Consider the following 24728-nt stretch of genomic DNA (forward strand, 5'->3'; position numbering starts at 1 on the left):
TGCTTGCTACTCGAATCCCGAAACCAGCTGAGCGGAGCTCAGTGGGTCTCGGGACGGAGGACCTTGGTCCGGAGGACCGACTCGTTCAGGTTCATCTGGCGGTCGAGCTCCTTGACGACCGCAGGCTCGGCCTGCAGGTCGATGACCGAGTAGATGCCCTCGGGCTTCTTCTTGATCTCGTACGAGAGACGACGACGGCCCCAGGTGTCGACCTTCTCGACCTTGCCGTTGCCCTCACGGACGACGGAGAGGAAGTTCTCGATCAGGGGGGCGACAGCGCGCTCCTCCAGATCGGGGTCGAGGATGACCATCACCTCGTAGTGACGCATGTGGAACCCACCTCCTTTGGACTCAGCGGCCACGGTCGTTCCGTGGCAGGAGGGTCGTGATGCGTACGCAACGGTATCGGCCGCCACTGACAATCGGGGGTGACCTTGCGGTTCTCCCGAGGTCGGGCAGACACCGGTGCAGACGGTACACAGTACCTGCACACCGGCTTCCGGTTGAAATCCGGCCGCCGTCGGCCACAATCTGTACACATCAGGTGTGTATGGCGCTACGATGCGCCGCTTTTCGCAGGAGGTGCCCTATGGCACAGGCATTGCGACCCAACACCGCCGGAGGCCTCTTCGCCACGGACGGAAAGGCCCATCCCCTCCAGGACACCCTCCTCGTGGTGACCCTGGTGCTCGGCATCACGTCCTTCGTCACGGCCCAGTTCCACAGCCTGCACCTGCTCAGCTCCTGGACCGGTCTGATCGGCATCGCCGCCGGTGCCTACGGCCTCTGGATCTCGGTGACGACCCGTGAGCGCTTCGGCCTGATCGTGGGCCTCGGCGCATCGGGAGTCGGCTTCTTCCTCGGCATGGCACACGGCGGGCTCTTCGGCGGCGTCTGACACGCCTGCGACAGCCCTCCTCGAACCGGTGGCCGGGAGGCCGGCCACCGGACATCGTCACAACACCGCATAGAACACCCACGACCGCCCCGGAGGCGCCCGGCGCCGGGGCGGAGCTTTCGTACGCCCGGTCGAGGCGCTCCCCGGGCGCAGTAGGCTTCGGCGCTAGAGCCGGAGCCCCTGTTCCCATGGGGACACACCAGCCCGAGGAGCGCCCCGAATGAGCCTGACCCTGAGGACGATCAGTCGCGAGCAGCATCTGGCGTACATCCAGAGCCTGCCGTCGGCGAGCCACATGCAGGTCCCGGCCTGGGCTGACGTCAAGGCGGAGTGGCGCTCGGAGAGCCTCGGCTGGTTCGACGGCAGCGGCCAGTTGGTCGGAGCGGGTCTCGTCCTCTACCGCCAACTGCCCAAGATCAAGCGCTACCTCGCCTATCTGCCCGAGGGTCCGGTCATCAACTGGTTCTCGCCGAACCTGACCGAGTGGCTGGAGCCGATGCTCGCGCACCTGAAGCAGCAGGGCGCCTTCTCCGTGAAGATGGGCCCGCCGGTGATCATCCGACGCTGGGACGCGGGCTCCATCAAGCAGGGCATCCAGAACCCGGACGTGAAGCGGCTGCGCGACATCGAGGCCGACTTCATCGAGCCGCGTGCCTTCGAGGTCGCCGACAAGCTGCGCCGTATGGGCTGGCAGCAGGGTGAGGACGGCGGGGCGGGCTTCGGCGACGTACAGCCCCGCTATGTCTTCCAGGTGCCACTGGCCAACCGCTCGCTGGAAGAGGTCCACAAGAACTTCAACCAGCTGTGGCGCCGCAACATCAAGAAGGCCGAGAAGGCCGGCGTCGAGGTCGTCCAGGGCGGTTACCAGGACCTGGAGGAGTGGCAGCGTCTCTACGAGATCACGGCCGTGCGCGACCACTTCCGGCCGCGTCCCCTGTCGTACTTCCAGCGCATGTGGACGGCCCTCAACACCGAGGACCCCAACCGCATGCGGCTGTACTTCGCGCGGCACAACGGGGTGAACCTGTCGGCGGCGACGATGCTCATCGTCGGCGGCCACGTCTGGTACTCCTACGGCGCCTCCGACAACATCGGCCGCGAGGTCCGGCCCTCGAACGCGATGCAGTGGCGGATGCTGCGCGACGCCTACGCGCTCGGCGCCACGGTCTACGACCTGCGCGGCATCTCCGACTCGCTGGACGAGACCGACCACCTCTTCGGTCTGATCCAGTTCAAGGTCGGCACCGGCGGGCAGGCCGCCGAGTACCTCGGCGAGTGGGACTTCCCGCTGAACAAGCTGCTGCACAAGGCGCTGGACATCTACATGTCGCGTCGCTGACCCCGCGCGCCCTGCTTCGATACCGTCAATAGCTGCACCGTCGATAGCTTCCACACCTCTGATACACCGCAGCCACGAGAAAGGTTCCAGGTCCGGCCATGGCGCTCACGCTCTACGTCGACACCGCGCGCTGGCGGGCGCACCACAAGCACGTGCAGGAGCAGTTCCCGGGCCTCGTACCGGTCTGCAAGGGCAACGGCTACGGGTTCGGGCACGAGCGGCTGGCGGAGGAGGCCACCCGGCTGGGCTCCGACGTCCTCGCGGTCGGCACGACGTACGAGGCCGCGCGCATCAAGGACTGGTTCGGCGGCGACCTGCTGGTGCTGACCCCGTACCGCCGCGGTGAGGAGCCGGTCCCGCTGCCGGACCGGGTCATCCGCTCGGTGTCGTCGGTGGACGGCGTGTACGGCCTCGTGGGTGCCCGCGTCGTCATCGAGGTGATGTCCTCGATGAAGCGGCACGGAGTGAGCGAGCACGAGCTGTCCCAGCTGCACGCTGCCATAGAGAGCGTCCGGCTGGAGGGCTTCGCCATCCACCTGCCGCTCGACCGCACGGACGGCTCGGACGCCGTCGAGGAGGTCATCGGCTGGATGGACCGGCTGCGGGCGGCCCGGCTGCCGCTGCACACCATGTTCGTGAGCCACCTCAAGGCCGCGGAACTGGCGCGCCTGCAGCAGCAGTTCCCGCAGACCCGCTTCCGCGCCCGGATCGGGACGCGGTTGTGGCTGGGGGACCACGACGCCACCGAGTACCGCGGCGCGGTCCTCGACGTCACGCGCGTGTCCAAGGGCGACCGTTTCGGTTACCGCCAGCAGAAGACGGCCTCCGACGGCTTCCTGGTGGTCGTGGCGGGCGGCACGTCGCACGGTGTGGGGTTGGAGGCGCCGAAGGCGCTGCACGGCGTCATGCCGCGCGCCAAGGGAGTCGCCCGCGCCGGCCTCGCCACGGTGAACCGGAACCTCTCGCCCTTCGTGTGGGGCGGCAAACAGCGCTGGTTCGCGGAGCCCCCGCACATGCAGGTGTCGATCCTCTTCGTGCCGGCGGACGCGCCCGAGCCGAAGGTCGGTGACGAGCTGGTCGCCCACCTGCGGCACACCACCACGCAGTTCGACCGCCTCGTGGACCGCTGAGCCGAACCGTTCAGCGCGGCAGCTGCAGAAGGCCGTACACGGAATCCACCGTGTACGGCCTTCTGCACACCGCCGTCCGACTTCTGTTCGCTCACTGCGAACCGTCGACGGCCTCCCGATCGCCCCAAGCCGCCTGCGGGCCTTCCTCGTCGTGGGCGGCATGACGCGGCGGGTGGGCGGCCGCTCCGTACACGTACACGTCCTCCGCCCGGTCGAGGACACCGCCCGAGGGGTCGTCCTCGCCGCCCTGGCGCACCGGGTCGCGCTCCGGCATGAGGATGTCCCGCACGACGACGGCGACCAGGTACAGCGTGCCCAGCAGATGCAGGCCGATGGCCCAGTGGTAGCCGTCGGGCGGCAGGCCCTTGTGGGCGTCTCCGCTGGTCGTGTAGGCGAGGTACATCCAGATGCCGAGGAAGTACGCCACCTCGCAGGCCTGCCAGATGAGGATGTCCCGCCACCTGGGCCGGGCCAGCGCGGCCAGGGGCACCAGCCACAGGACGTACTGCGGCGAGTAGACCTTGTTGGTGAGGATGAACGCCGCGACGATCAGGAAGGCCAGCTGGGCGAAGCGAGGCCGACGCGGCGCGGTGAGCGTCAGCACCGCGATCCCGGCGCAGCACAGCAGCATCAGCAGCGTGGCGAAGGTGTTGACGGTCTCGGTGCTCAGCGGGTCCGTGGAGTTCTGGACCAGGATCAGCCAGAAGGAGCCGAAGTCGACGCCTCTCTCCTGGCTGAACCGGTAGAACTGCGACCACCCGTCCCACGCGAGCAGCATGACCGGGAGATTGACCACCACCCAGGCGAGCGCGGTGCCGCCCAGCGCCCGCCCGAAGTCCCGCCATCTGGCCGCACGCCAGCACAGCACGAACAGCGCCCCGAGCAGGAAGACGGGGTACAGCTTGGCGGCCGTGGCCAGGCCCAGCAGGATCCCGAAGGCGAGCGACCGGCCACGTGACCACATCAGCATCGCCGCGGCCGTCAGGGCCACGGCCAGCAGATCCCAGTTGATGGTCGCGGTCAGCGCGAAGGCGGGGGCCAGAGCGACGAGCAGGCCGTCCCAGGGACGCCGGCGGTGGGTCCGGGTCACGCAGACGGCGATGACCGCGGCGCAGACCATCAGCATCCCGGCGTTGACCATCCAGTACCACTGCTCCTGGTCCTGGATGCTGCCGCTGTCCGAAGTGAGCCAGGACGCGACCTCCATGAAGACGCCGGTCAGCACCGGGTACTCGAGGTACTGCATGTCACCGGGCAGCTTGTCGAAGTACGGCACCAAGCCGTCGGCGAAGCCCCGCCCCTGGTACAGGTGCGGGATGTCCGAGTAGCAGGCGTGCGTGTACTGGGAGCTGGCACCGAAGAACCAGGCCCCGTTGTAGCAGGGCGCCTTCTGGACCAGGCCGAGAGCGAACATGCCGATGGCCACCAGCGCGATGATCCGTACCGGCGTCCACCAGGACGTCCCGAGCAGGGCGCGCCGCCCGATCGGGCCACCGATCAGCTCACTGCCATGCGCGGCGACCTTGTCCTCCCTGGTCGGCCGCACCTGATCCGGCTCATGCGCGCTCATGGGCGTCGTCTCTGCACTGGGCATGGGGCACATCCTGCCGCACGTGTCGGAGAACAGCGCCGGGAAGCCATACCGTGACCAGGGACTGTTTCACGTGAAACCCGACGTTTCACGTGAAACAGGGATCAGCAGGAGGCTGCTCAGACTCGATGCCGCAGCACGGCACACCCACCTCGGTTCCAGGACTGCCCGTACGACCTCCATACGGCCGCCAGAGGGGCAAAAACCGATGGCCGGCACCCGATACCTCGGGTGCCGGCCATCGGCCTTCTCGTCGCGGCAGAGAGCCCTTCGGCTCTCGGTCAGCCGGCTGGTCGACCGAAGATGCCTCCGGCGCCGTTGCCGCCGCCGTTGTTGTTGCCTCCGCCGCTGGCATCGGTCGCGGTCGCGGTGGCTGTCGGCGTGGGGGTCACACCCCCGTTGCCGCCACCGTTCTGCCCACCGTTGCCGTTCTCACACCGCAAGTCGAACGGGTCGCACGTACCCGTCGGGGTCGGCGTCAGCGTGGGCGTCTCGGACGGGGTCGGCGTCTCGGACGGAGTCGCCTCCTCCGTCTCCGTGGGCGTGGGCACCACGGAGGGCGTGGGCGTGTCGTTGATGATCTCGCCGATGGGCTCGGCCTCGGGGAAGGGCTCCGGCGTGCCGTAGCTCTTCATGGCCTCGGCCATGTAGTCCCTCCAGACCTGCGCCGGGATGTCACCACCGTGGATGGAGGAGACGCCACCGGTGCCGTTCATGGAGAGCAGCTTGCCCTTGTCCGGATCCGTACGGAACAGCGTCACGGCCGTCGACAGCTCGCGGGTGTAGCCGACGAACCACGCCGACTTGTTCTCGTCGGTCGTACCGGTCTTGCCGGCCACCGGGAACCCGATGTCCGCGACCTTCTTACCGGTGCCGTTCTGGACCACGTTCTCGAGGACATCCGTCACGTTGTTCGCGACGTTGGCGTCCATGGCCGTTTCCTTCTCCGGGGGCTCGAAGCCCGGGACCGGCTCACCGTCCTTGATCACCTTGGTGACGGAGTACGGCTCGTAGTGCGCCCCGGAGTTGGCGAAGCTTCCGTACGCGTCCGCCATCCGGATCGCGCTCGGGGTCGAGGTACCGAGCGAGAACGACACGTTCTTGATGTTCGCCTTGTCGAAGAAGGCCGACGAGATGCCCATGTCCTGGGCGAGCTCCTGCGTATTGGCCAGACCGACGTCGATGCCCAGCTGGGCGAACGGGCTGTTGATCGACTGCTCCATGGCCTTGCGAAGCGTGACCATGCCCCAGGCCCTGGTGCCCTCGTTCTTCTGGCGGAACGGCTTTCCGTTGTCACCCATGATCGGGTCGCCGTTCCTGTCCTTGATGACGAGGAGGTCGTCGCCGTTGTACCGGGCCATCGGAGAGAGCGGCTCGCCGTCGGTCTCGTAGGTCCCGTACTTCATCGCGGCCGCCAGCACGATGGGCTTCCAGGTCGATCCGACCGGCACGCCCAGAGTGTTGGCGTTGTTGGAGTAGTGACCCTTGTTGTAGCCGGCGCCGCCGTAGATCGCGACGATCGCACCCGTCTTGGGGTCGACCGACGCGCCACCGAACTGGACGTGCTTGTCCTTCTCGCGCCTCTTGGGGTCGAGGAAGCTCTTCTCCGTCTTCCCGACGGCCGCCGCCAGCTCGTTGACCTTGTCCTTGTCGAAGGTCGTGTAGATGCGGTAGCCGCCCTTCTCCAGATCCTCGGGGGACAGATTCGCCTTCTTGGCCACGTACTCCTTGGCGATGTCGATCAGGTAACCCGTCTGACCGGAGAGGTTGGAGGTCTGCTTCTTCAACTTCGGGAACTCACCGACCTTGGCCCGCTCGGCCTGGGTCATGCGCCCCACCTCGACCATGCGGCCCTGGATCCACGACCAGCGTTCCTTGACGCGCGCGGTGTTCAGATTCTTCCTGGCATTGGCGCCCACACCGCCGTCGGGGTTGTAGAAGTTCGGGCCCTTCAGCACCGAGGCGAGGAAGATGCACTGCGACGGCGTGAGCTTCCTCGCGTCGACCCCGAAGTACGCCTGGGCCGCCGCCTGGATGCCGTAAGCGTTGCGGCCGTAGTAGGCGGTGTTGAGGTAACCAGCGAGGATCTCGTCCTTCGTCATCTTCTGGTTGACCTTGATGGAGATGAACAGCTCCTTGAACTTCCGGGAGAGTGTCTGCTCCTGGCTCAGGTAGGTGTTCTTCACGTACTGCTGGGTGATGGTCGAACCACCCTGCGTCTCCCCGCCCCTGGCCATGTTGAAGAGCGCGCGGCCGATACCTGCCGGGTCGACGCCCTTGTCGTCGTAGAAGGACGCGTTCTCGGCGGAGACCACCGCGTTCTTGATCTCCGGCGGGATCTCCGCGTCGCTCACCAGCTGGCGGTTCGTCTGGCCACCGGTCGCGGCCATCTGCTTGCCGTTGGACCAGTAGAAGACGTTGTTCTGGGCCATGGCCGTGTCCTGGGCCTTCGGGATGCCCACCATGGCGTAACCGATGCCCGCGGCCGCGATCAGGCCTCCCATGAAGGTGAGGAAGAGGCCCGTCACGAGCTTCCAGGACGGCAGCCAGCGCGCAGCGCCGTACTTGCCGGCGCGCGGATAGTCGATGAACCGCTTCTCCGCGGGCGGTGCCGAACGTCCTCTCCCTGGAGCCGCGCGGCGGCCCCCCCTCGTCGGTTCGGGCGCCCTGCGGCGGCTTCCACTGTTTCTCTGTGCCGCGCGTCGCGCCTCGGCGCGGCCGCCGTACAGACGGTCCTCGCCTCCTGATCCGGTGGCACCCGACCCGTACGGGTCGGAAGGAGATCCGGTGGCGCCTCGCGGTGCCGCACGGCGGCCGGTGGACGAGCCGGACTGGCCGCGTCGGGCCGCGGCACGTCCGCCTCCCTGCGGCTGCGGCGGTTTGCGACGGTGCTCGCTCATCGAACGACTACTCCTCGGACAGGCGCACCCCTGGGCGCCTGGCAACGGCGGCTGTTTTCCGGTCCCCCCGACATACGGATGTGAGCGGTTTCGCATTCACCCGTACTGCACCAAGGACGACGACGTCCTCTGGCGTCACTTGGTTCCCGGTGCTGTGCATGGCGCACAGACTACGCACCGTCAAAGTACTCGCGACCCCGAACTTCACCCCAAATCAGGCAAGTCACTCGACACGAGACGGTGATGTGATCCCGTTCACTCTCTCTCCACTTGTCGCTTCCGAGAGGCCGTTCTATCGTGCTGATGTATCGAGCCGATACATCAGCGAGAGATAAGGCGAGGAGGCGAGCGGATGAGCCGGCGTTCCGGGATCCTCGAGTTCGCCGTTCTCGGACTGCTCCGCGAGTCCCCTATGCACGGCTATGAGCTGCGCAAACGACTCAATACGTCACTGGGTGTGTTCCGTGCCTTCAGTTACGGCACGCTCTACCCCTGCCTCAAGACGCTGGTCGCCAACGGCTGGTTGATCGAGGAACCGGGGAACACCACCGAGGACGCCCTCGCCGCACCCCTCGCGGGGCGTCGCGCCAAAATCGTCTACCGGTTGACGGCAGAAGGTAAGGAACACTTCGAGGAGCTGCTCTCGCAGACCGGCCCCGACGCGTACGAGGACGAGCATTTCGCTGCCCGATTCGCCTTCTTCGGACGCACCCCGCAGGACGTACGCATGCGCGTACTGGAGGGCCGCCGCAGCCGGCTGGAGGAGCGTCTGGAGAAGATGCGCGCCTCCTTGGCACGCACCCGGGAGCGCCTCGACGACTACACGCTTGAGCTCCAGCGCCACGGGATGGAGTCCGTGGAGCGCGAAGTGCGCTGGCTGAACGAGCTCATCGAGAGCGAGCGGGCCGGGCGGGACCTGAAGGGTCCCGCCTCCGGGGAGCCCGACTCGCCGGACACCACTCATGGAACGCCGGGCGGCCTGCCCCGGGCGGGAGACACCTCCCGACCGGATCCGCCCGACGACACCGCCACGTGAGATCCACTCAGGACCTCACTCGTACACACAGGGAGCAACCGGAATGGGTTCGGTTCGCGTAGCCGTCGTCGGCGTGGGCAACTGCGCCGCGTCGCTGGTTCAGGGAGTCGAGTACTACAAGGACGCCGACCCGGCGTCCAAGGTCCCCGGCCTGATGCACGTGCAGTTCGGCGACTACCACGTGAGCGACATCGAGTTCGTCGCCGCGTTCGACGTCGACGCGAAGAAGGTCGGACTCGACCTCGCGGACGCCATCGGTGCCAGCGAGAACAACACGATCAAGATCTGCGACGTGCCGCGCTCCGGTGTGACCGTCCAGCGCGGCCACACCCTCGACGGCCTGGGCAAGTACTACCGCGAGACCATCGAGGAGTCCGCCGAGGCCCCGGTCGACATCGTCCAGATCCTCAAGGACAAGCAGGTCGACGTCCTGGTCTGCTACCTGCCCGTGGGTTCCGAGGACGCGGCGAAGTTCTACGCCCAGTGCGCCATCGACGCCAAGGTCGCCTTCGTCAACGCCCTCCCGGTCTTCATCGCCGGCACCAAGGAGTGGGCGGACAAGTTCACCGAGGCGGGCGTCCCGATCGTCGGTGACGACATCAAGTCCCAGGTCGGCGCCACCATCACGCACCGCGTCATGGCGAAGCTGTTCGAGGACCGCGGTGTCGTCCTGGACCGCACGATGCAGCTGAACGTCGGCGGCAACATGGACTTCAAGAACATGCTCGAGCGTGACCGCCTCGAGTCGAAGAAGATCTCGAAGACCCAGGCCGTCACCTCGCAGATCCCCGACCGCGAGCTCGGCGAGAAGAACGTCCACATCGGCCCGTCCGACTACGTGGCCTGGCTCGACGACCGCAAGTGGGCCTACGTCCGCCTCGAGGGCCGTGCCTTCGGTGACGTCCCGCTGAACCTGGAGTACAAGCTCGAGGTCTGGGACTCCCCGAACTCCGCCGGTGTCATCATCGACGCCGTGCGCGCCGCGAAGATCGCCAAGGACCGCGGCATCGGCGGCCCGATCCTGTCGGCGTCGAGCTACTTCATGAAGTCCCCGCCGGTCCAGTACTTCGACGACCAGGCCCGGGAGAACGTCGAGAAGTTCATCAAGGGCGAGGTCGAGCGCTAAGTACGACGGCACCCCGTCCTCCGGCCCGGACAGCAGTCCGTGCGCCGGTGAGACATCGCGGCACCGCGCCCCGAGCGCGCGGTGCCGCACCAGAACGCTCCTGCCAGAGCTGCCGAGGGTCCCTGGGTCGTCCCGGGGGCCCTCGCCGTATGTGAGGCTGTGCCCCATGTCCGTCGTCCGTGACCTGCGGGTCCTGTGGCACTTCCGGGACTTCCGGCGCCTGCTCGCCGTACGCCTGTTCTCGCAGGGCGCCGACGGCGTCTACCAGACCGCCCTCGCCACGTACGTCGTCTTCTCGCCGGAGAAGCAGAGCTCCGCCGGCGCGATCGCCGCCGCGATGGCGGTGCTGCTGCTGCCGTACTCCCTGGTGGGCCCCTTCTCCGGTGTCCTGCTCGACCGTTGGCGCCGCCGCCAGGTCCTGCTCTACGGCAGTGTGCTGCGCACCGTGCTGGCGGCGGCCACGGCCGTGCTCATCGTCGCCGACGTGCCCGACTGGCTCTTCTACGTCTCCGCCCTGTGCGTCACCGCGGTCAACCGCTTCGTGCTGTCCGGGCTGTCCGCCGCGCTGCCCCGGGTGGTGGACGGCGAGCGGCTCGTCATCGCCAACTCCCTTTCCCCGACCGCCGGGACGCTCGCCGCGACCACGGGCGCCGGTCTCGCCTTCGTCGTCCGGCTGGTGGTGTGGGACTCGGACGCCGCCGTGGTGCTCTTCGGGGCCGCCCTGTATCTGTGCGCGGGTCTGGCCTCCTTGCGGATGGCGCCGCAACTGCTGGGTCCCGAACCCGCATTGGTGCGGCTCCGCCTCGGGGCGGCGCTGTCCGGCACCGCGCGGGACCTGGCGGCGGCCGTACGCCATCTCGCCGCCCCGCCGCGCCGGGAGGCCGCCTGGGCGTTGCTGGCGATGACGCTGATGCGCTTCTGCTACGGCGCCCTGCTGGTCATGCTGCTGATGCTGTGCCGGTACGCCTTCACCTCGGACACGGAGGACGGACTCGCCCTGCTCGGTGTGGCGTTGGGCCTGTCCGGCGCCGGCTTCTTCACCGCGGCCGTGGTGACGCCGGCTGCCGCGGGACGTCTCGGGCCGGGGCGCTGGATCGCCGTCTGCGCGGGCATCGCCGCCGTCCTGGTGCCCGCACTCGGTCTGCCCTTCGCCACCGTTCCCATGCTGGTGGCGGCCTTCGTCCTGGGCGTGACGACGCAGGGAGCGAAGATCGCCACGGACACCGTGGTGCAGTCCTCGGTCGACGACGGCTTCCGGGGCCGGACCTTCTCCGTCTACGACGTGCTGTTCAACGTCGCCTTCGTCGGAGCCGCGGCCGTGGCGGCCCTGATACTGCCTCCGGACGGCCGCTCGGCTGCGCTCATTGTCACGGTCGCCGTTATCTACACGGCGGTTGCGGTTGCTATAGCCCGGTTTGAGAGGCGGCCCGTGTCACGGCAATGACACAGAGCCACTCCCGGGTGGGGAATTGTCAGTGCGGACCGATAACTTACGTGCGTCTTACATCGCGCATAGCTCGCGATCAGCACCCATGTTCTAGGGGGACCCCCAAGTGTCGACTCCGCCGCCCCAGGGCAATCCATTCGCCCAGGGCCAGAACCCGTACGCCCAGGCTCCGCAGGGCCAGGCTCCGTACCCTCAGCAGCCGAGCGCACCGGGTGTCCCCCCGCAGGGCGCCGCACCCTTCGCCCCCATCCCGCCGGAGCAGCCCCGTCGCAAGGTCAGCTTCAAGACGGTCAAGAACATCCTGGTGGGCGTCGGCATCGTCACGGCCATCGTCGTCGGCTACATAACGAGCCTGGACGACGCGAACCAGGCGAACGTGGGCGACTGCCTGAAGTCCGCCTCCTCCTCAAGTGACGAGATGGAGGTCGTCGACTGCACGTCCTCGGAGGCCGAGGCCAAGGTCCTGAAGAAGATCGACGGCACCTACACCTCGTTCACCGCCGAGACGGAGTGCCGCAAGGTCAGCGATGCGACGAGCTTCTACGCCCAGACCGGCGACGGCGACAACTTCCTGCTGTGCCTGAAGGACGTCTGATCTGAGTTTGTGCTCCGAGTTCGTGCTCTGGACTTCCACACCGAGGGGCGATGTTTCACGTGAAACATCGCCCCTCGGTGCGTCCGCAGCTGTGTTTCACGTGAAACACAGCCTCCCCGCAGCCCTCAGTCCTGTGTGGCCCACCACTCCTTGAGTGCCGCCACCGCCGCGTCATGCTCCATCGGTCCATGCTCCAGCCGGAGCTCCAGCAGGTGCTGGTACGCCTTGCCGATCACCGGGCCCGGTCCGACGCCGAGGATCTCCATGATCTGGTTACCGTCGAGGTCCGGGCGGATGGCGTCGAGCTCCTCCTGCTCCTGGAGCTGGGCGATGCGCCCCTCCAGGCCGTCGTAGGCGCGGGAGAGTGCTACCGCCTTGCGCTTGTTGCGCGTCGTGCAGTCCGAGCGGGTCAGCTTGTGCAGGCGCTCGAGGAGCGGGCCGGCGTCACGGACATAACGGCGCACCGCCGAATCCGTCCACTCCCCGGTGCCGTAGCCGTGGAAGCGCAGGTGGAGCTCGACGAGACGCGAGACGTCCTTCACGAGCTCGTTGGAGTACTTCAGCGCCGTCATACGCTTCTTGGTCATCTTCGCGCCGACCACCTCGTGGTGGTGGAACGAGACACGACCGTCCTTCTCGAAGCGGCGCGTCCGCGGCTTGCCGATGTCGTGCAGCAGCGCCGACAGCCGCAGCGTCAGGTCGGGACCGTTCTCCTCGAGGGCCATCGCCTGCTCCAGCACGATCAGCGTGTGCTCGTAGACGTCCTTGTGTCGGTGATGCTCGTCGCTCTCCAGCCGAAGGGCCGGGAGCTCGGGCAGGACGTGGTCGGCGAGCCCGGTGTCGACCAGCAGCGTCAGGCCCTTGCGGGGGTGGTCGGAGAGGATCAGCTTGTTCAGCTCGTCCCTCACCCGCTCCGCGGAGACGATCTCGATGCGCCCGGCCATGTCCGTCATGGCCGTGACGACCTCGGGCGCCACCTCGAAGTCCAGCTGGGCCGCGAAACGCGCAGCGCGCATCATGCGCAGCGGATCGTCCGAGAACGACTCCTCAGGTGTACCGGGCGTCCGCAGGACCCGCTCGGCGAGATCCTCGAGCCCTCCGTGCGGGTCGACGAACTCCTTCTCGGGGAGGGCGACGGCCATCGCGTTCACGGTGAAGTCACGTCGGACGAGGTCCTGCTCGATGGAGTCGCCGTACGACACCTCGGGCTTGCGCGAGGTCCGGTCGTACGCCTCCGAGCGGTACGTCGTCACCTCGATCTGGTAGCCGTCCTTCTGCGCCCCGACCGTGCCGAACGCGATCCCGACCTCCCACACCGCGTCCGCCCACGGGCGCACGATCTTCAACACGTCCTCGGGACGGGCGTCGGTCGTGAAGTCGAGGTCGTTGCCGAGCCGGCCGAGCAGTGCGTCCCGTACCGATCCGCCGACCAGGGCGAGGGAGAACCCGGCCTCCTGGAAACGGCGGGCGAGATCGTCGGCGACGGGCGCGACCCGCAGCAGTTCACTGACCGCACGGTGCTGCGCCTCGCTCAGGGCGCTGGGCTTGTCTTCGTTGGCGTTCGGCACAACAGAAGAGGGTACGTGGCCCGGGCGACCGCCCGCTCCCTATGTGGTGCGCCCTCTGCGGGGCGGACACCTCCATCGATACAGGCGCAAGGTCTGCTCTTGCCCCGTACGGAAGCCCTCCCCCTTATACAGGCATATAAAGGACAGGATGGTCGCAGGAATCGATCTTGCTGAGGGAGACCGCGGCACTTCCCCTCAGCGCGCATCGTTACCATGCCTGGACGCACATTCCGACGACCACTCACGACGACTAGGGACGGACGAGCGCGTGGCCGAGGCGGCAGACTTCCAGGGGACCAGTCCCTCACCTGCCCGCCGGTGGCTGCGGCGCACCGGGGCACTGCTCGCCGGCGCGCCTCTGCTGGCCGGTCTGCTCCAGCTGTCCGCCTCCCCGTCCGCGCAGGCGGCCGTACAGGACTCCCTGAGCGCCGTATCGGGCCCCGGCTCGGTCGACGTGGCTGTGGATTCCCTCACCCCCAGCGTCCCGGGGGAGGGCGACACCGTCACGGTCACCGGCACGGTGACCAACAAGGGGAAGCGGACGGTCACCGACGCTCAGGTGGATCTGATCCTGGGCCGGGCGGTGAACACCCGCTCGGCCATCGACACGATCTCCCGCCGCACCACCTTCCGGCCCGCCCTCGACGGCGCCCCGGTGGGCGGGAAGTACGTCAAGGAGTTCGCCAAGCTGGCACCGGGCATCTCGCAGCGCTTCAGCATCGCGGTGCCGGTCGACAAGCTGAGCCTCGACGATGCGGGCGTGTACCAGTTCTCCGTCTCCCTGTCCGGGGAGACGGCGGACCGGCCCTGGTCGCAGGTACTCGGCATCCAGCGCACCTTCCTGCCGTGGCAGCCCGGCGAGGCGGAGACCAAGACGCGGACGACTGTCCTGTGGCCACTGATCTCGACCTCGCACATGACGGCCGAGACCGGCTCGGACGAGTCACAGACGCCCGTCTTCCGTGACGACGACCTCGCCAAGGAGATCGCCCCCGGCGGCCGCCTCCAGCAGATGGTGGCGTTGGGTAAGGAACTCGACGTCACCTGGGTGATCGACCCCGACCTGCTCGCCTCCGTGGACGCGATGACGGATCGCTACAGCATCCAGGGCGAGGGCGAGACGACGACGCCGGGCACTCACCAGGGTGTCGCCAAGCAGTGGCTCTCCGACCTGCAGGAGGCGGTACACGACAACGAGGTCGTGGCACTGCCCTTCGGCGACCCCGACCTGGCCTCCCTGGCGCACAACGGCACGAACGTCACCGGCTCCCTGAACCACTTCAAGGAGGCGACCGACGTGGCCGGGGAAACCGTCGAGTCGATCCTCCACGTGGAACCGGCCACCGACTTCGCCTGGCCGGTCGAGGGCGCCGTGGACCCGTCGATCGTCAAGGTCGCCACCTCCGCCGGCGCGGACAAGGTGATCGCCCGCAGCGACAGCCTGGCGGAGGACAGCAGCCTCCCGTACACCCCCTCCGCCGCCCGCCCGATCGGCGGCGGCACCAGCGCCGTCGTCGCCGACGCCCGCCTCTCGACGCTGTTCCAGGGCAATCTGAGCCGGGCGTCGACCTCGACGCTCGCCGTGCAGCGGTTCCTCGCGCAGAGCCTGACCCTGAACCTCCAGACGAGCAAGCAGCGCAACATCGTCGTCGCTCCGCAGCGCATGCCGACCGCGAGCCAGGCCCAGACCGTGGCCGAGGCCGTGCGGGCCATGCAGGGCGGCTCCTGGTCGCAGGCGCAGGACCTCACGGCAGCCGCCTCGGCCAAGCCCGACCCGGCCGCCACCACACGCGTCCCGCCGGCCTCCCGGTACCCCTCCGCCCTGCGCAAGCAGGAGCTGCCCCGGGGCGCCTTCGCGCAGATCGCCACCACCCAGGACAAGCTCGACCGGTTCAAGGTCATCCTCACCAACCAGTCACGGGTCGTGACCCCCTTCGGGCGGGCCATGAACCGGACGATGTCGACGTCGTGGCGCGGCCGTGAGAGCACGGCGGCGGACTTCCGCAACGGTGTGGAGGCGTATGTCGACTCCCTCGCCGGCCAGGTCACGCTGATCGACAAGTCGGAGACCAAGCTGTCCGGCCGCAGCGCCACGATCCCGGTGACGGTGACGAACAACTTGGTGCAGGGGGTCGACCACCTGGTCCTGCGGCTCACGTCGACCGCCCCGAGGCGCCTCGAGATCGACGACCAGTCGTACACCGAGCAGCAGGTCGCGGTCTCCGGCGGCCACAGCCAGACGGTGAAGTTCACGGCGTCCGCCCAGGCCAACGGCAAGGCGACCGTGATCGCCCAGCTGTACACCGAGGACGGCCGGAAGTACGGCGACCCCGTCAAGTTCGACGTGAAGGTCACCGAGTTCACGGCCACGGTGATGCTGGTCATCGGCGGCGGCTTCCTGCTGCTCGTCCTCGCCGGATTCCGTATGTACACGCAGCGCAAGCGCGCGGCGGCGCGGGCGGCCGCGGAGGACGGGGCCGAGCAGACGAACGAGTCCGAGGACGATCCGGAGAACCCGGAAAGCGCTGCGGGACGTCTCACGGACGAGGAACTCGCCGACGAGGAGTCGGGCGCCGGAGCCCGGGGAAGCGCCTCCGAGCAGCCGAGTGACCCGACCCCGGACACCGCAGCGGAAAACGCCGACCCGTCCGGCGCGGGTGAGAGAGTGGACCGTTGAGCGAAGTCGTGGCCGGTGGGCCCGGGACGATGAGGTGGGGTAGCCATGAACGCGCCGTACGACGGTGACCGCGGCCAGGCCGCGGGCAGCTCGGGGCACCCCGAGGGCCCGCCGCCCGAGGGCCAGGTACCGCCGCAGCACCCGGCGGACATGTACCTCCAGGACGCCTACGACCAGGACCCCTACCAGGGGCAGGACATCACCGCCCAGGACCCGGTCGCCGAGGCGTTGTACGACCGTGCCGCGCACCCGCCACCCCCGCCGGGCACCTACCAGCCCCAGCAGCCGCTCTACTCCCAGCCGCCGCAGTCGCCGTACGCCCCCGACCCGAGCGTGTGGGCGCAGACACCGGCGCCCGAGCCGGAGGGCCCGACCCGGTACCTGCCGTACGGGGACGACCCCCGGACGACCCAGTACGTGGGCGTCGACGACCTCGTCTCGCACTCGTCGGAGGAGCGCCCGGAGCACGACGCGTTCGCGCACCTCTTCCGGGACCAGCAGCAGGGCGGCGGCCAGCAGCAGTACCAGCAGACGACGGTCCCCGGTCCGTCCCCCGCGCCCGCTCCGGGCCCGCAGCAGGCAGCCGCATCGGTCGCGGTCCCCGAGAGCGACGAGCCGGCGCCCGCCCCGGCCCCGGCGCCCGTCGCGAAGAAGGGCGGTCGGGTCGGCGGTCTGCTGAAGTCCAGCGCCGTCATGGCGGCCGGCACGATGGTGTCCCGCCTCACCGGGTTCGTCCGGTCGATGCTGATCGTCTCGGCTCTCGGCCTCGGTCTGCTCGGCGACTCCTTCCAGGTCGCCTACCAGCTGCCGACGATGATCTACATCCTGACCGTCGGCGGTGGCCTCAACTCCGTCTTCGTGCCGCAGCTCGTGCGCGCCATGAAGGACGACGAGGACGGGGGCGAGGCCTACGCGAACCGTCTGCTGACGCTCGTCATGGTCGCGCTCGCCGCCCTCACGGCACTGGCGATGTTCGCGGCGCCGCTCCTGGTCAGCGCCCTGTCGACCAAGGTCGCCAGCGACCACGCCGCCAACGGGGTGGCGGTCACCTTCACGCGCTACTTCCTGCCCTCGATCTTCTTCATGGGCGTCCACGTCGTGATGGGCCAGATCCTCAACGCCCGCGGCCGCTTCGGCGCCATGATGTGGACCCCGGTCCTGAACAACATCGTCATCATCGTGACGCTCGGCATGTTCATCTGGGTGTACGGCACCTCAGAGCGCTCCGGGATGTCGGTCACGAGCATCCCGCCGGAGGGGCAGCGGCTCCTCGGCATCGGCATCCTGCTCGGCCTGGTGGTCCAGTCCCTCGCCATGATCCCGTACCTGCGGGAGACCGGGTTCCGGCTGCGGCTGCGTTTCGACTGGCGGGGTCACGGCCTCGGCAAGGCCGCCATGCTCGCCAAGTGGACGATCCTGTTCGTCCTGGCCAACCAGGCCGGCGCCCTCGTCGTCACCCAGTTGTCCACCGCGGCCGGTATCGCGTCGGACGATGAGGGCACCGGCTTCGCCGCCTACGCCAACGCCCAGCTGATCTGGGGTCTGCCGCAGGCCATCATCACCGTCTCCCTGATGGCCGCCCTGCTGCCCCGTATCTCCCGCTCGGCCGCCGAGAACGACGCCGGCGCCGTTCGCGACGACATCTCGCAGGGCTTGCGCACCACCGCGGTGGCGATCGTGCCGCTCGCCTTCGGATTCGTGGCGCTCGGCATCCCGATGTGCACCCTGATGTTCGGCTCGTCCGGCACCAGCCAGGCCACCAACATGGGCTACATGCTGATGGCCTTCGGCCTCGGCCTGATCCCCTATTCCGTGCAGTACGTCGTCCTGCGCGCCTTCTACGCGTACGAGGACACCCGCACCCCCTTCTACAACACGGTCATCGTGGCGGCCGGCAACGCCGCGGCCTCCGGGCTGTGCTACCTCGTCCTGCCCGCCCGCTGGGCCGTGGTGGGCATGGCGGCCTCCTACGGCCTGGCGTACGCGATCGGCGTCGGGGTGGCCTGGCGACGGCTGCGGGTGAAGCTGGGCGGTGATCTGGACGGCGCCCGCGTGACGCGGACCTACGCGCGGCTCTGCATCGCGTCGGTCCCGGCCGCGCTGGTCAGCGGGGCGGCCTGCTACGGCATCAGTCGGGTCCTCGGCCAGGGCGTCGCCGGCTCGTTCGTCGCCCTCCTGGCCGGTGGGGCCGTACTGCTCGGCGTCTTCTTCGTGGCCGCCCGCCGGATGCGCATCGAGGAACTGAACTCGCTCGTGGGCATGGTCCGCGGGCGCCTGGGTCGCTGAGGTGGGGGTAGGCGCACAACCATCGTCCGTCATCGTGTGTCGTGCATAGCGGCGGACTGTGGGCACAATTGGTTCGGCGTCGGACGGCGCGCACGAGGTGTGGCGGCGCGCATTGAATGGGGAGGCAGGAACGACGGTGGCAGAACGGAGCACGGCTGCCGTCGACGTGGCAGACAACAGCGGTGACGAGCCGCTGACCGCTCAGGCGGACGAGTCGTCCACGGCCGACGGGGTGGCCACGAATCGGGAGCGGGGCACGGACATCGACGAGGCACAGGGGAGTGGCGGGCCGGAGGGCCCCGGGAATGCCTCGGCACCCGAGCTGCACAGCGGTCACAAGCTCGCCAGACGGTACCGCCTGGAGGAGTGCGTCACCCGTCTGGACGGTTTCAGCAGCTGGCGTGCCGTCGACGAGAAACTGCGTCGCGCCGTCGGCGTCCACATCCTGCCCGCGGACCATGCGCGGGCCCGTGCCGTGCTGGCCGCGGCCCGCTCCTCCGCGCTGCTCGGCGACCCCCGCTTCGTCCAGGTCCTCGACGCCGTCGAGGAGGACGACGTCGTCTACGTCGTCCACGAATGGCTCCCCGACGCCACCGAGCTGACGACCCTCCTCGCCGCGGGCCCGCTGGAGGTGTACGACGCCTACCAGATGGTCACGCAGGTGTCCGCCGCCATGGCCGCCGCGCACCGTGAGGGCCTGGCCCACCTGCGCCTCAACCCGAACGCCGTGCTGCGTACGTCCACCGGGCAGTGGCGCATCCGCGGCCTCGCGGTGAACGCCGCCCTGCGGGGCATCAGCTCCGACACCCCGCAGCGCGCGGACACCGAGGCCATCGGCGCCCTGCTGTACGCCTCGCTCACCCAGCGCTGGCCCTACGAGAGCGACGCCTACGGCCTGTCCGGGCTCCCGAAGGACGTCGGGCTGATCGCCCCGGACCAGGTGCGGGCCGGCGTCCACCGCGGGCTGTCCGAGCTCGCCATGCGCGCGCTCGCCAACGACGGCGCGACCGCCTCCCGCCACGAGGCCGCCTGCACCACTCCGGAGGAGCTGGTGAAGGCCATCGGCGAGATGCCCCGCATCCGCCCGCCGGAGCCCGCGTTCACCGCCCCGCCGGACTACCAGCGCACCACCTACCAGCAGGGCACCTACGGCCGTCCGGCGCCCCGTCCGGGTGCCACGCAGCAGATGCCCACCCCGCCGCCAGCGCTGCAGAGCCGCACCGGCAAGGCCCTGAAGTGGGCCGTCTCGGCCCTCCTGATCGCTGCCCTGGGCCTGGGCAGCTGGCAGCTCGCCGACGCCCTCATGGACCGGGGCAAGCAGTCCGACGACCCCAACCAGACACAGACGAACGACGGCGGCGAGAAGAACAGCGGCAAGAACAAGCCGTCCAAACCACTCAAGATCACGGGCTCCCAGGAGTACGTGGCCGAGGGCGACGCCCAACATCCCAACGACGTCGACCTGACATACGACAACAACGCGTCGACGGGATGGCGGACCAACAGCTACAAGGACGGTCCGAAGATAGTGATCAAGCCCGGCGTCGGCATCGTCTACGATCTCGGCTCCGCGCAGGAGGTGTCGGCCGCCACGCTGTCCCTCCGGTACGGCGGCGATCACACCACCGTCCAGTTCTTCGCCACCGACACACTCGACTCGTCCACGCCGCTGAGCTCGATGAAGGAGCTGGGCCGGGCGACGACGAGCGGCACCTCCGCCAAGGTGAGCGTCGACAAGCCGGTGAAGACCCGCTACGTGCTGGTGTGGCTGACCGCGATGCCGTACTCCGGCGCCGACTCCACCAACTACAGTCAGCCTGGATACAAGCAGGCCATCACCGAAGTGAAGTTCGCCGGCTGACTGCGTCCCAGGGGAGGGGGTCCGCGTGACAGATCGCACCGCTCACGGCGACGCGAGCGATCAGGACCTCCTCGCCCTGCACGTGGCCGGCGACCCCGACGCCTTCGGCGAGATCGTGCGACGCCACCGCGACCGTCTCTGGGCGGTGGCACTGCGCACGCTCGGGGACCGCGAGGAGGCCGCCGACGCCGTCCAGGACGCCCTCGTCTCCGCCTACCGGGCCGCCCATACCTTCCGCGCCCAGTCGGCCGTCACCACATGGCTGCACCGGATCACGGTGAACGCCTGCCTGGACCGCGCCCGCAAGGCCGCCTCCCGGAAGACCTCGCCGATCGACGACACCGAACGGCTCGAGCAGCTCCTGGAGCCGCACGAGTCGGCCTCGGCGCCCGCCGAGCGCAACGATCTGCACCGCCAGCTGCTGGAGGCGCTCGGCACACTGCCACCCGACCAGCAGGCGGCTCTCGTCCTGGTGGACATGCAGGGCTACCCGGTCGCGGAGGCGGCCCAGGTCCTGGACGTCCCCACCGGCACCGTGAAGAGCCGCTGCGCGCGGGGCAGAGCCCGGCTGCTGCCTCTGCTCACCCATCTACGGCCCGAGCGCGCGGGCAAGGACTCCGGCGAGAGGCGGAACCGGGCGCAGGGGACATCCGTCCCATCGGCAGCGGGTCCACGTGCCACCACGGATCAGGACACGGAGCCACGCGACAACGGTCCGAGTGATTCAGCCGCAGTGAAGGGCGGAGGTGGGCGAGCGTGACATCCACGACGGGCAAGGCCGGGCACCCGGACGTCACCGAGATCTCCGACCTCACCGAGGGCCTGCTCTCTCCCTCCCGGGCCGCCGACATAGAGCGGCACCTGGAGGACTGCGAGCTGTGTGCGGACGTCCATGACTCGCTGGAGGAGATCCGGGGACTGCTCGGCTCGGTGCCGGTCCCCTCGGGGATGCCCGACGATGTCGCCGCACGTATCGATGCCGCCTTGGCGGCAGAGTCTCTGGCTCGTTCCGCGGCGCCAGGTGATTCCTCCACGGCGGCTCTGAGCGAGGACAGCGATGACGAGCCCGCTTCCGCCGGCTCCTATGTTTCACGTGAAACATCGCCCGCAGCCGACCGGTCCGCGGGACGCGCGCGCCCGTCGACCACGGGCCCCGGCCGCAAGGGCCGGAAGAGGGCAGGGAACCGCAGGGTGGCCCTGGGGGCCGCTTTCACGGCCGTCGGACTGGGTCTCGGCTCGGTGCTTCTGGTTTTCGCGGTGAACGGCGGCGGGTCCAGCCCCACGGCCGAAGGGGATCAGACGGCTTCCGACACGTTCTCCGCAGCGAAGCTGGAGAGCAAGGTCGCCGACCTCCTCGACAAAACGGCGCCAGCCGCACCGTCCCCGCGGGGCTCCAACCGGAGCATGGGTGTGGAAGGCGGGGTCGACACCAAGAGCCCGAAGATCCTGCGCGAGGTCGACGTCCCGGACTGTGTCCAGAAGGGCATCGACCGCGACGAGAACGCGCTCGCTGCCGAGGAAGGCGTCTACCAAGGCAAGGACGCCCTGCTCGTCGTCCTGCCGGATGCCACCGATGTCACCCGGGTCACCGCCTATCTGATGGATGCGACCTGCGTGAAGCACCCGACGGCGAGCGCGGCCAAGATCCTTCTGACGAAGTCCTACGCGCGTTCCTGAACACCCGGCGATTGGTCGTCCTCCGGCGTGGCAACCCGTAGAGGGGGCATCACCGTGTGCCCTGACACAGCGGGAATGCGCGCCCCTTAGGATCCGTTGGGTGGGGTGAGAGCTCTGAAGGGAGCTCCCACCGGTTCGACGACGTATTCCAGAGACGAGGAATCAAGCTGTGAGCGACGTCCGAAACGTGATCATCATCGGCTCCGGGCCTGCCGGCTACACGGCGGCGCTCTACACTGCGCGCGCGTCGCTGAGGCCGCTGGTGTTTGAGGGCGCCGTCACCGCCGGTGGTGCGCTCATGAACACCACCGAGGTGGAGAACTTCCCCGGCTTCCCGGACGGCATCATGGGCCCCGAGCTCATGGACAACATGCGCACCCAGGCGGAGCGCTTCGGTGCCGAGCTGGTCCCGGACGACGTCGTCAACGTCGACCTGACCGGTGAGATCAAGACCGTCACGGACACCGCTGGCACCGTCCACCGCGCGAAGGCCGTCATCGTCACCACCGGCTCGCAGCACCGCAAGCTCGGTCTGCCGAACGAGGACGCCCTGTCGGGCCGCGGCGTCTCCTGGTGTGCCACCTGTGACGGCTTCTTCTTCAAGGACCAGGACATCGCCGTCATCGGTGGTGGTGACACCGCCATGGAGGAGGCGACCTTCCTCTCGCGCTTCGCCAAGTCCGTGACGATCGTGCACCGCCGTGACACGCTGCGCGCCTCCAAGGCCATGCAGGACCGCGCCTTCGCCGACCCGAAGATCAAGTTCGTCTGGGACAGCGAAGTGGCCGAGGTCCAGGGTGAGCAGAAGCTCTCCAGCCTGAAGCTGCGCAACGTCAAGACCAGCGAGCTCTCGGAGCTGGCGGTCACCGGCCTGTTCATCGCGATCGGCCACGACCCGCGCACGGAGCTGTTCAAGGGTCAGCTGGAGCTCGACGAGGAGGGCTACCTCAAGGTGGAAGCCCCCTCCACGCGCACCAACGTGACCGGCGTCTTCGCCGCTGGTGACGTGGTGGACCACACCTACCGCCAGGCCATCACCGCCGCCGGCACCGGCTGTTCCGCCGCTCTGGACGCTGAGCGCTTCCTCGCCGCTCTGGCGGACGGGGAGAAGCCCGAGCCCGAGAAGACCGCAGTCTGAACCCCCACCCGCCCCACGCATCACTAGTTAAGGAGCCCTCAGTGGCCGGCACCCTGAAGAACGTGACCGACGACTCCTTCGAGCAGGACGTCCTCAAGAGCGACAAGCCCGTCCTGGTGGACTTCTGGGCCGCCTGGTGCGGTCCGTGCCGCCAGATCGCTCCGTCCCTCGAGGCGATCGCCGCCGAGCACGGGGACAAGATCGAGATCGTCAAGCTGAACATCGACGAGAACCCGGGTACGGCCGCCAAGTACGGCGTCATGTCCATCCCGACGCTGAACGTCTACCACAACGGCGAGGTCGCCAAGACCATCGTCGGCGCGAAGCCGAAGGCCGCGATCGTCCGCGACCTCGAGGACTTCATCGCTGAGTGATGTTTCACGTGAAACACGAATGGGCCAACCCGAGAGGGTTGGCCCATTTTCGTGTCACGTGGCCCGCGCTACGGGTCCGAATAGCCTCGCGGCCCCGGACGCCAGCTACGAACGCCACTTAGAGGGGCCGCAACGCAGGTTCCTTCTGTACGGCCCCGAGGAGCCGGTCGAGCGCCATCTCGACGTCCTCCTTCCACGACAGCGTCGTCCTCAACTCCAGCCGCAGACGAGGCGTCAAGGAATGCGGCCGGACCGTCTTGAAGCCCACGGCCAAGAGATGATCGGCAGGCAGCACACACGCGGGCTCTTTCCACCTCGCGTCCCCGAAGGCCTCGATCGCCTTGAAGCCCCGTCGCAGTAGATCCTTCGCGACCGTCTGGACCATGACCCGGCCCAGCCCCTGCCCCTGATAGCCGGGCAGGATGAACGCGGTCATCAGCTGCACCGCGTCCGGGGACACCGGACTCGTGGGGAACGCCGTCGAGCGCGGGACATACGCCGGAGGTGCGTACAACACGTACCCCACCGGAACTTCGTCGACGTAGACAACGCGGCCACAGGAGCCCCAGTCCAGCAGAACGGCGGAGATCCAGGCTTCCTTCTCCAGAGCGGCGGTACCCGCCTTTACCGCTGCCTCACCGCTGACCGGGTCGAGCTCCCAGAAGACGCACGAGCGGCAGCGCTTGGGAATGTCCGGAAGGTTGTCCAGCGTGAGCGGTACGAGCCGACGCCCCATGAAGCCTGTTCCTCGCTTCCTTCGCCCGCGGCGTCGCGGGCGGCTGTCAAGGCGCTCCGCTCCTTGAGCAGGCTGCCGACGAAGCCGCCGACCGCCCCCACGCCCAGGGCCGCGCTCACCAATCCGGTGCGGCTCACCGTTCGCATGGACCCCGCCTCCCCTTAGAGGTCTTGCCCAGTGGATGCGCCATACCCGAACGCATCGTATCCACGATGCGATTCCCTCGATACCGCATAAAAGCAAAGTGCGGGTCGTGGGGGGGGGGCACCCGCCCACCACCCCCCAAAACCCCCCCGAACCCCAAAAACCGACAGCTAAAGGGAGGCCCGGGGGGCACAACACGCGGAGA

At 68.6% G+C, this 24728-nt stretch carries 19 protein-coding genes; 14 read left to right on the plus strand and 5 right to left on the minus strand.

Annotated features, from left to right (window positions below; translation table 11 throughout):
* Positions 1-38: 38 nt before the first annotated feature.
* Positions 39-329 (minus strand): 30S ribosomal protein S6, encoded by a 291-nt coding sequence (gene rpsF, locus ACFRAC_RS08190; RefSeq protein ID WP_005482942.1) that lies wholly within the window; start codon positions 327-329, stop codon positions 39-41.
* A gap of 260 nt (positions 330-589) precedes the next feature.
* Here rpsF and ACFRAC_RS08195 point away from each other — a divergent pair, with 260 nt between their 5' ends.
* From ACFRAC_RS08195 to ACFRAC_RS08205, 3 genes are all read left to right on the plus strand, one after another.
* On the plus strand, positions 590-898 hold the full coding sequence (locus ACFRAC_RS08195; protein WP_382922343.1) for a hypothetical protein: 309 nt from the start codon (positions 590-592) through the stop codon (positions 896-898).
* A 220-nt stretch (positions 899-1118) separates the two neighbouring features.
* On the plus strand, positions 1119-2237 hold the full coding sequence (gene femX / locus ACFRAC_RS08200; protein ID WP_108707771.1) for a peptidoglycan bridge formation glycyltransferase FemX: 1119 nt from the start codon (positions 1119-1121) through the stop codon (positions 2235-2237).
* A gap of 98 nt (positions 2238-2335) precedes the next feature.
* A complete protein-coding gene (locus ACFRAC_RS08205) occupies positions 2336-3367 on the plus strand; it encodes an alanine racemase (protein ID WP_382922345.1) in 1032 nt (343 codons plus the stop codon).
* Between the two features lie 91 nt (positions 3368-3458).
* Here the strand turns inward: ACFRAC_RS08205 and ACFRAC_RS08210 are convergent, their stop codons facing one another.
* Both ACFRAC_RS08210 and ACFRAC_RS08215 read right to left on the minus strand, forming a co-directional pair.
* Positions 3459-4961, minus strand: a complete 1503-nt coding sequence (locus ACFRAC_RS08210; protein ID WP_382922347.1) for a glycosyltransferase family 87 protein — start codon at positions 4959-4961, stop codon at positions 3459-3461.
* Between the two features lie 278 nt (positions 4962-5239).
* Positions 5240-7858 carry a transglycosylase domain-containing protein gene (locus ACFRAC_RS08215; RefSeq protein ID WP_382922349.1) on the minus strand — a complete coding sequence of 873 codons (2619 nt, stop codon included), beginning with the start codon at positions 7856-7858 and terminating at the stop codon, positions 5240-5242.
* 352 nt (positions 7859-8210) lie between these two features.
* On the opposite strand from ACFRAC_RS08215, the gene ACFRAC_RS08220 reads away from it, so the two are divergent.
* The 4 genes from ACFRAC_RS08220 (at position 8211) to ACFRAC_RS08235 (ending at position 12062) form a co-directional block, all read left to right on the plus strand.
* The gene (locus ACFRAC_RS08220; RefSeq protein WP_382922351.1) at positions 8211-8894 is read left to right on the plus strand and encodes a PadR family transcriptional regulator; all 684 of its coding nucleotides are present in this window, start codon (positions 8211-8213) and stop codon (positions 8892-8894) included.
* Between the two features lie 43 nt (positions 8895-8937).
* The gene (locus ACFRAC_RS08225) at positions 8938-10020 is read left to right on the plus strand and encodes an inositol-3-phosphate synthase (protein WP_382922353.1); all 1083 of its coding nucleotides are present in this window, start codon (positions 8938-8940) and stop codon (positions 10018-10020) included.
* Positions 10021-10186: 166 nt separating this feature from the next.
* Positions 10187-11464 (plus strand): MFS transporter, encoded by a 1278-nt coding sequence (locus ACFRAC_RS08230; RefSeq protein WP_382922355.1) that lies wholly within the window; start codon positions 10187-10189, stop codon positions 11462-11464.
* A gap of 109 nt (positions 11465-11573) precedes the next feature.
* Positions 11574-12062, plus strand: coding sequence for a hypothetical protein (locus ACFRAC_RS08235; RefSeq protein WP_382922357.1), 489 nt, complete (start codon positions 11574-11576; stop codon positions 12060-12062).
* A 125-nt stretch (positions 12063-12187) separates the two neighbouring features.
* Here the strand turns inward: ACFRAC_RS08235 and ACFRAC_RS08240 are convergent, their stop codons facing one another.
* A complete protein-coding gene (locus tag ACFRAC_RS08240) occupies positions 12188-13630 on the minus strand; it encodes a CCA tRNA nucleotidyltransferase (RefSeq protein ID WP_382922359.1) in 1443 nt (480 codons plus the stop codon).
* A gap of 268 nt (positions 13631-13898) precedes the next feature.
* Between ACFRAC_RS08240 and ACFRAC_RS08245 the strand changes: the two genes are divergently transcribed.
* The 7 genes from ACFRAC_RS08245 to trxA all read left to right on the plus strand — a co-directional run bounded on the left by ACFRAC_RS08245 (position 13899) and on the right by trxA (position 23643).
* Complete coding sequence (locus tag ACFRAC_RS08245) at positions 13899-16307, plus strand: DUF6049 family protein (RefSeq protein WP_382922361.1); 2409 nt, start codon at positions 13899-13901, stop codon at positions 16305-16307.
* A 45-nt stretch (positions 16308-16352) separates the two neighbouring features.
* Positions 16353-18593 (plus strand): murein biosynthesis integral membrane protein MurJ, encoded by a 2241-nt coding sequence (gene murJ / locus ACFRAC_RS08250; RefSeq protein WP_382922363.1) that lies wholly within the window; start codon positions 16353-16355, stop codon positions 18591-18593.
* Between the two features lie 136 nt (positions 18594-18729).
* Positions 18730-20454, plus strand: coding sequence for a serine/threonine protein kinase (locus ACFRAC_RS08255; RefSeq protein WP_382922365.1), 1725 nt, complete (start codon positions 18730-18732; stop codon positions 20452-20454).
* 25 nt (positions 20455-20479) lie between these two features.
* Positions 20480-21214: an RNA polymerase sigma factor SigM gene (gene sigM / locus ACFRAC_RS08260; protein WP_382922367.1), complete on the plus strand. Its 735-nt coding sequence runs from the start codon at positions 20480-20482 to the stop codon at positions 21212-21214.
* Positions 21211-22131, plus strand: a complete 921-nt coding sequence (locus ACFRAC_RS08265; RefSeq protein ID WP_382922369.1) for a hypothetical protein — start codon at positions 21211-21213, stop codon at positions 22129-22131. Before sigM ends, ACFRAC_RS08265 begins: the two co-directional genes overlap by 4 nt.
* A 169-nt stretch (positions 22132-22300) precedes the next feature.
* Positions 22301-23269 carry a thioredoxin-disulfide reductase gene (gene trxB, locus ACFRAC_RS08270; RefSeq protein WP_382922371.1) on the plus strand — a complete coding sequence of 323 codons (969 nt, stop codon included), beginning with the start codon at positions 22301-22303 and terminating at the stop codon, positions 23267-23269.
* 41 nt (positions 23270-23310) lie between these two features.
* Complete coding sequence (gene trxA, locus ACFRAC_RS08275; RefSeq protein ID WP_361351561.1) at positions 23311-23643, plus strand: thioredoxin; 333 nt, start codon at positions 23311-23313, stop codon at positions 23641-23643.
* A 118-nt stretch (positions 23644-23761) separates the two neighbouring features.
* Here trxA and ACFRAC_RS08280 read toward each other — a convergent pair whose 3' ends face one another.
* Positions 23762-24379 (minus strand): GNAT family N-acetyltransferase, encoded by a 618-nt coding sequence (locus ACFRAC_RS08280; protein ID WP_382922374.1) that lies wholly within the window; start codon positions 24377-24379, stop codon positions 23762-23764.
* Positions 24380-24728: the final 349 nt, after the last annotated feature.

The organism is Streptomyces sp. NPDC056628 (assembly GCF_042792555.1).
Taxonomy (GTDB): Bacteria; Actinomycetota; Actinomycetes; order Streptomycetales; family Streptomycetaceae; genus Streptomyces.

Bases quoted from the DNA above. Each gene is read 5' to 3' on its own strand.
- ACFRAC_RS08225 (WP_382922353.1), top strand. From the start codon at position 8,938: ATGGGTTCGGTTCGCGTAGCCGTCGTCGGCGTGGGCAACTGCGCCGCG.
- ACFRAC_RS08220 (WP_382922351.1), top strand. From the start codon at position 8,211: ATGAGCCGGCGTTCCGGGATCCTCGAGTTCGCCGTTCTCGGACTGCTC.
- ACFRAC_RS08280 (WP_382922374.1), bottom strand. From the start codon at position 24,379: ATGGGGCGTCGGCTCGTACCGCTCACGCTGGACAACCTTCCGGACATT.
- rpsF (WP_005482942.1), bottom strand. From the start codon at position 329: ATGCGTCACTACGAGGTGATGGTCATCCTCGACCCCGATCTGGAGGAG.
- ACFRAC_RS08205 (WP_382922345.1), top strand. From the start codon at position 2,336: ATGGCGCTCACGCTCTACGTCGACACCGCGCGCTGGCGGGCGCACCAC.
- ACFRAC_RS08195 (WP_382922343.1), top strand. From the start codon at position 590: ATGGCACAGGCATTGCGACCCAACACCGCCGGAGGCCTCTTCGCCACG.
- ACFRAC_RS08215 (WP_382922349.1), bottom strand. From the start codon at position 7,858: ATGAGCGAGCACCGTCGCAAACCGCCGCAGCCGCAGGGAGGCGGACGT.
- ACFRAC_RS08230 (WP_382922355.1), top strand. From the start codon at position 10,187: ATGTCCGTCGTCCGTGACCTGCGGGTCCTGTGGCACTTCCGGGACTTC.
- femX (WP_108707771.1), top strand. From the start codon at position 1,119: ATGAGCCTGACCCTGAGGACGATCAGTCGCGAGCAGCATCTGGCGTAC.
- ACFRAC_RS08210 (WP_382922347.1), bottom strand. From the start codon at position 4,961: ATGCCCAGTGCAGAGACGACGCCCATGAGCGCGCATGAGCCGGATCAG.
- murJ (WP_382922363.1), top strand. From the start codon at position 16,353: ATGAACGCGCCGTACGACGGTGACCGCGGCCAGGCCGCGGGCAGCTCG.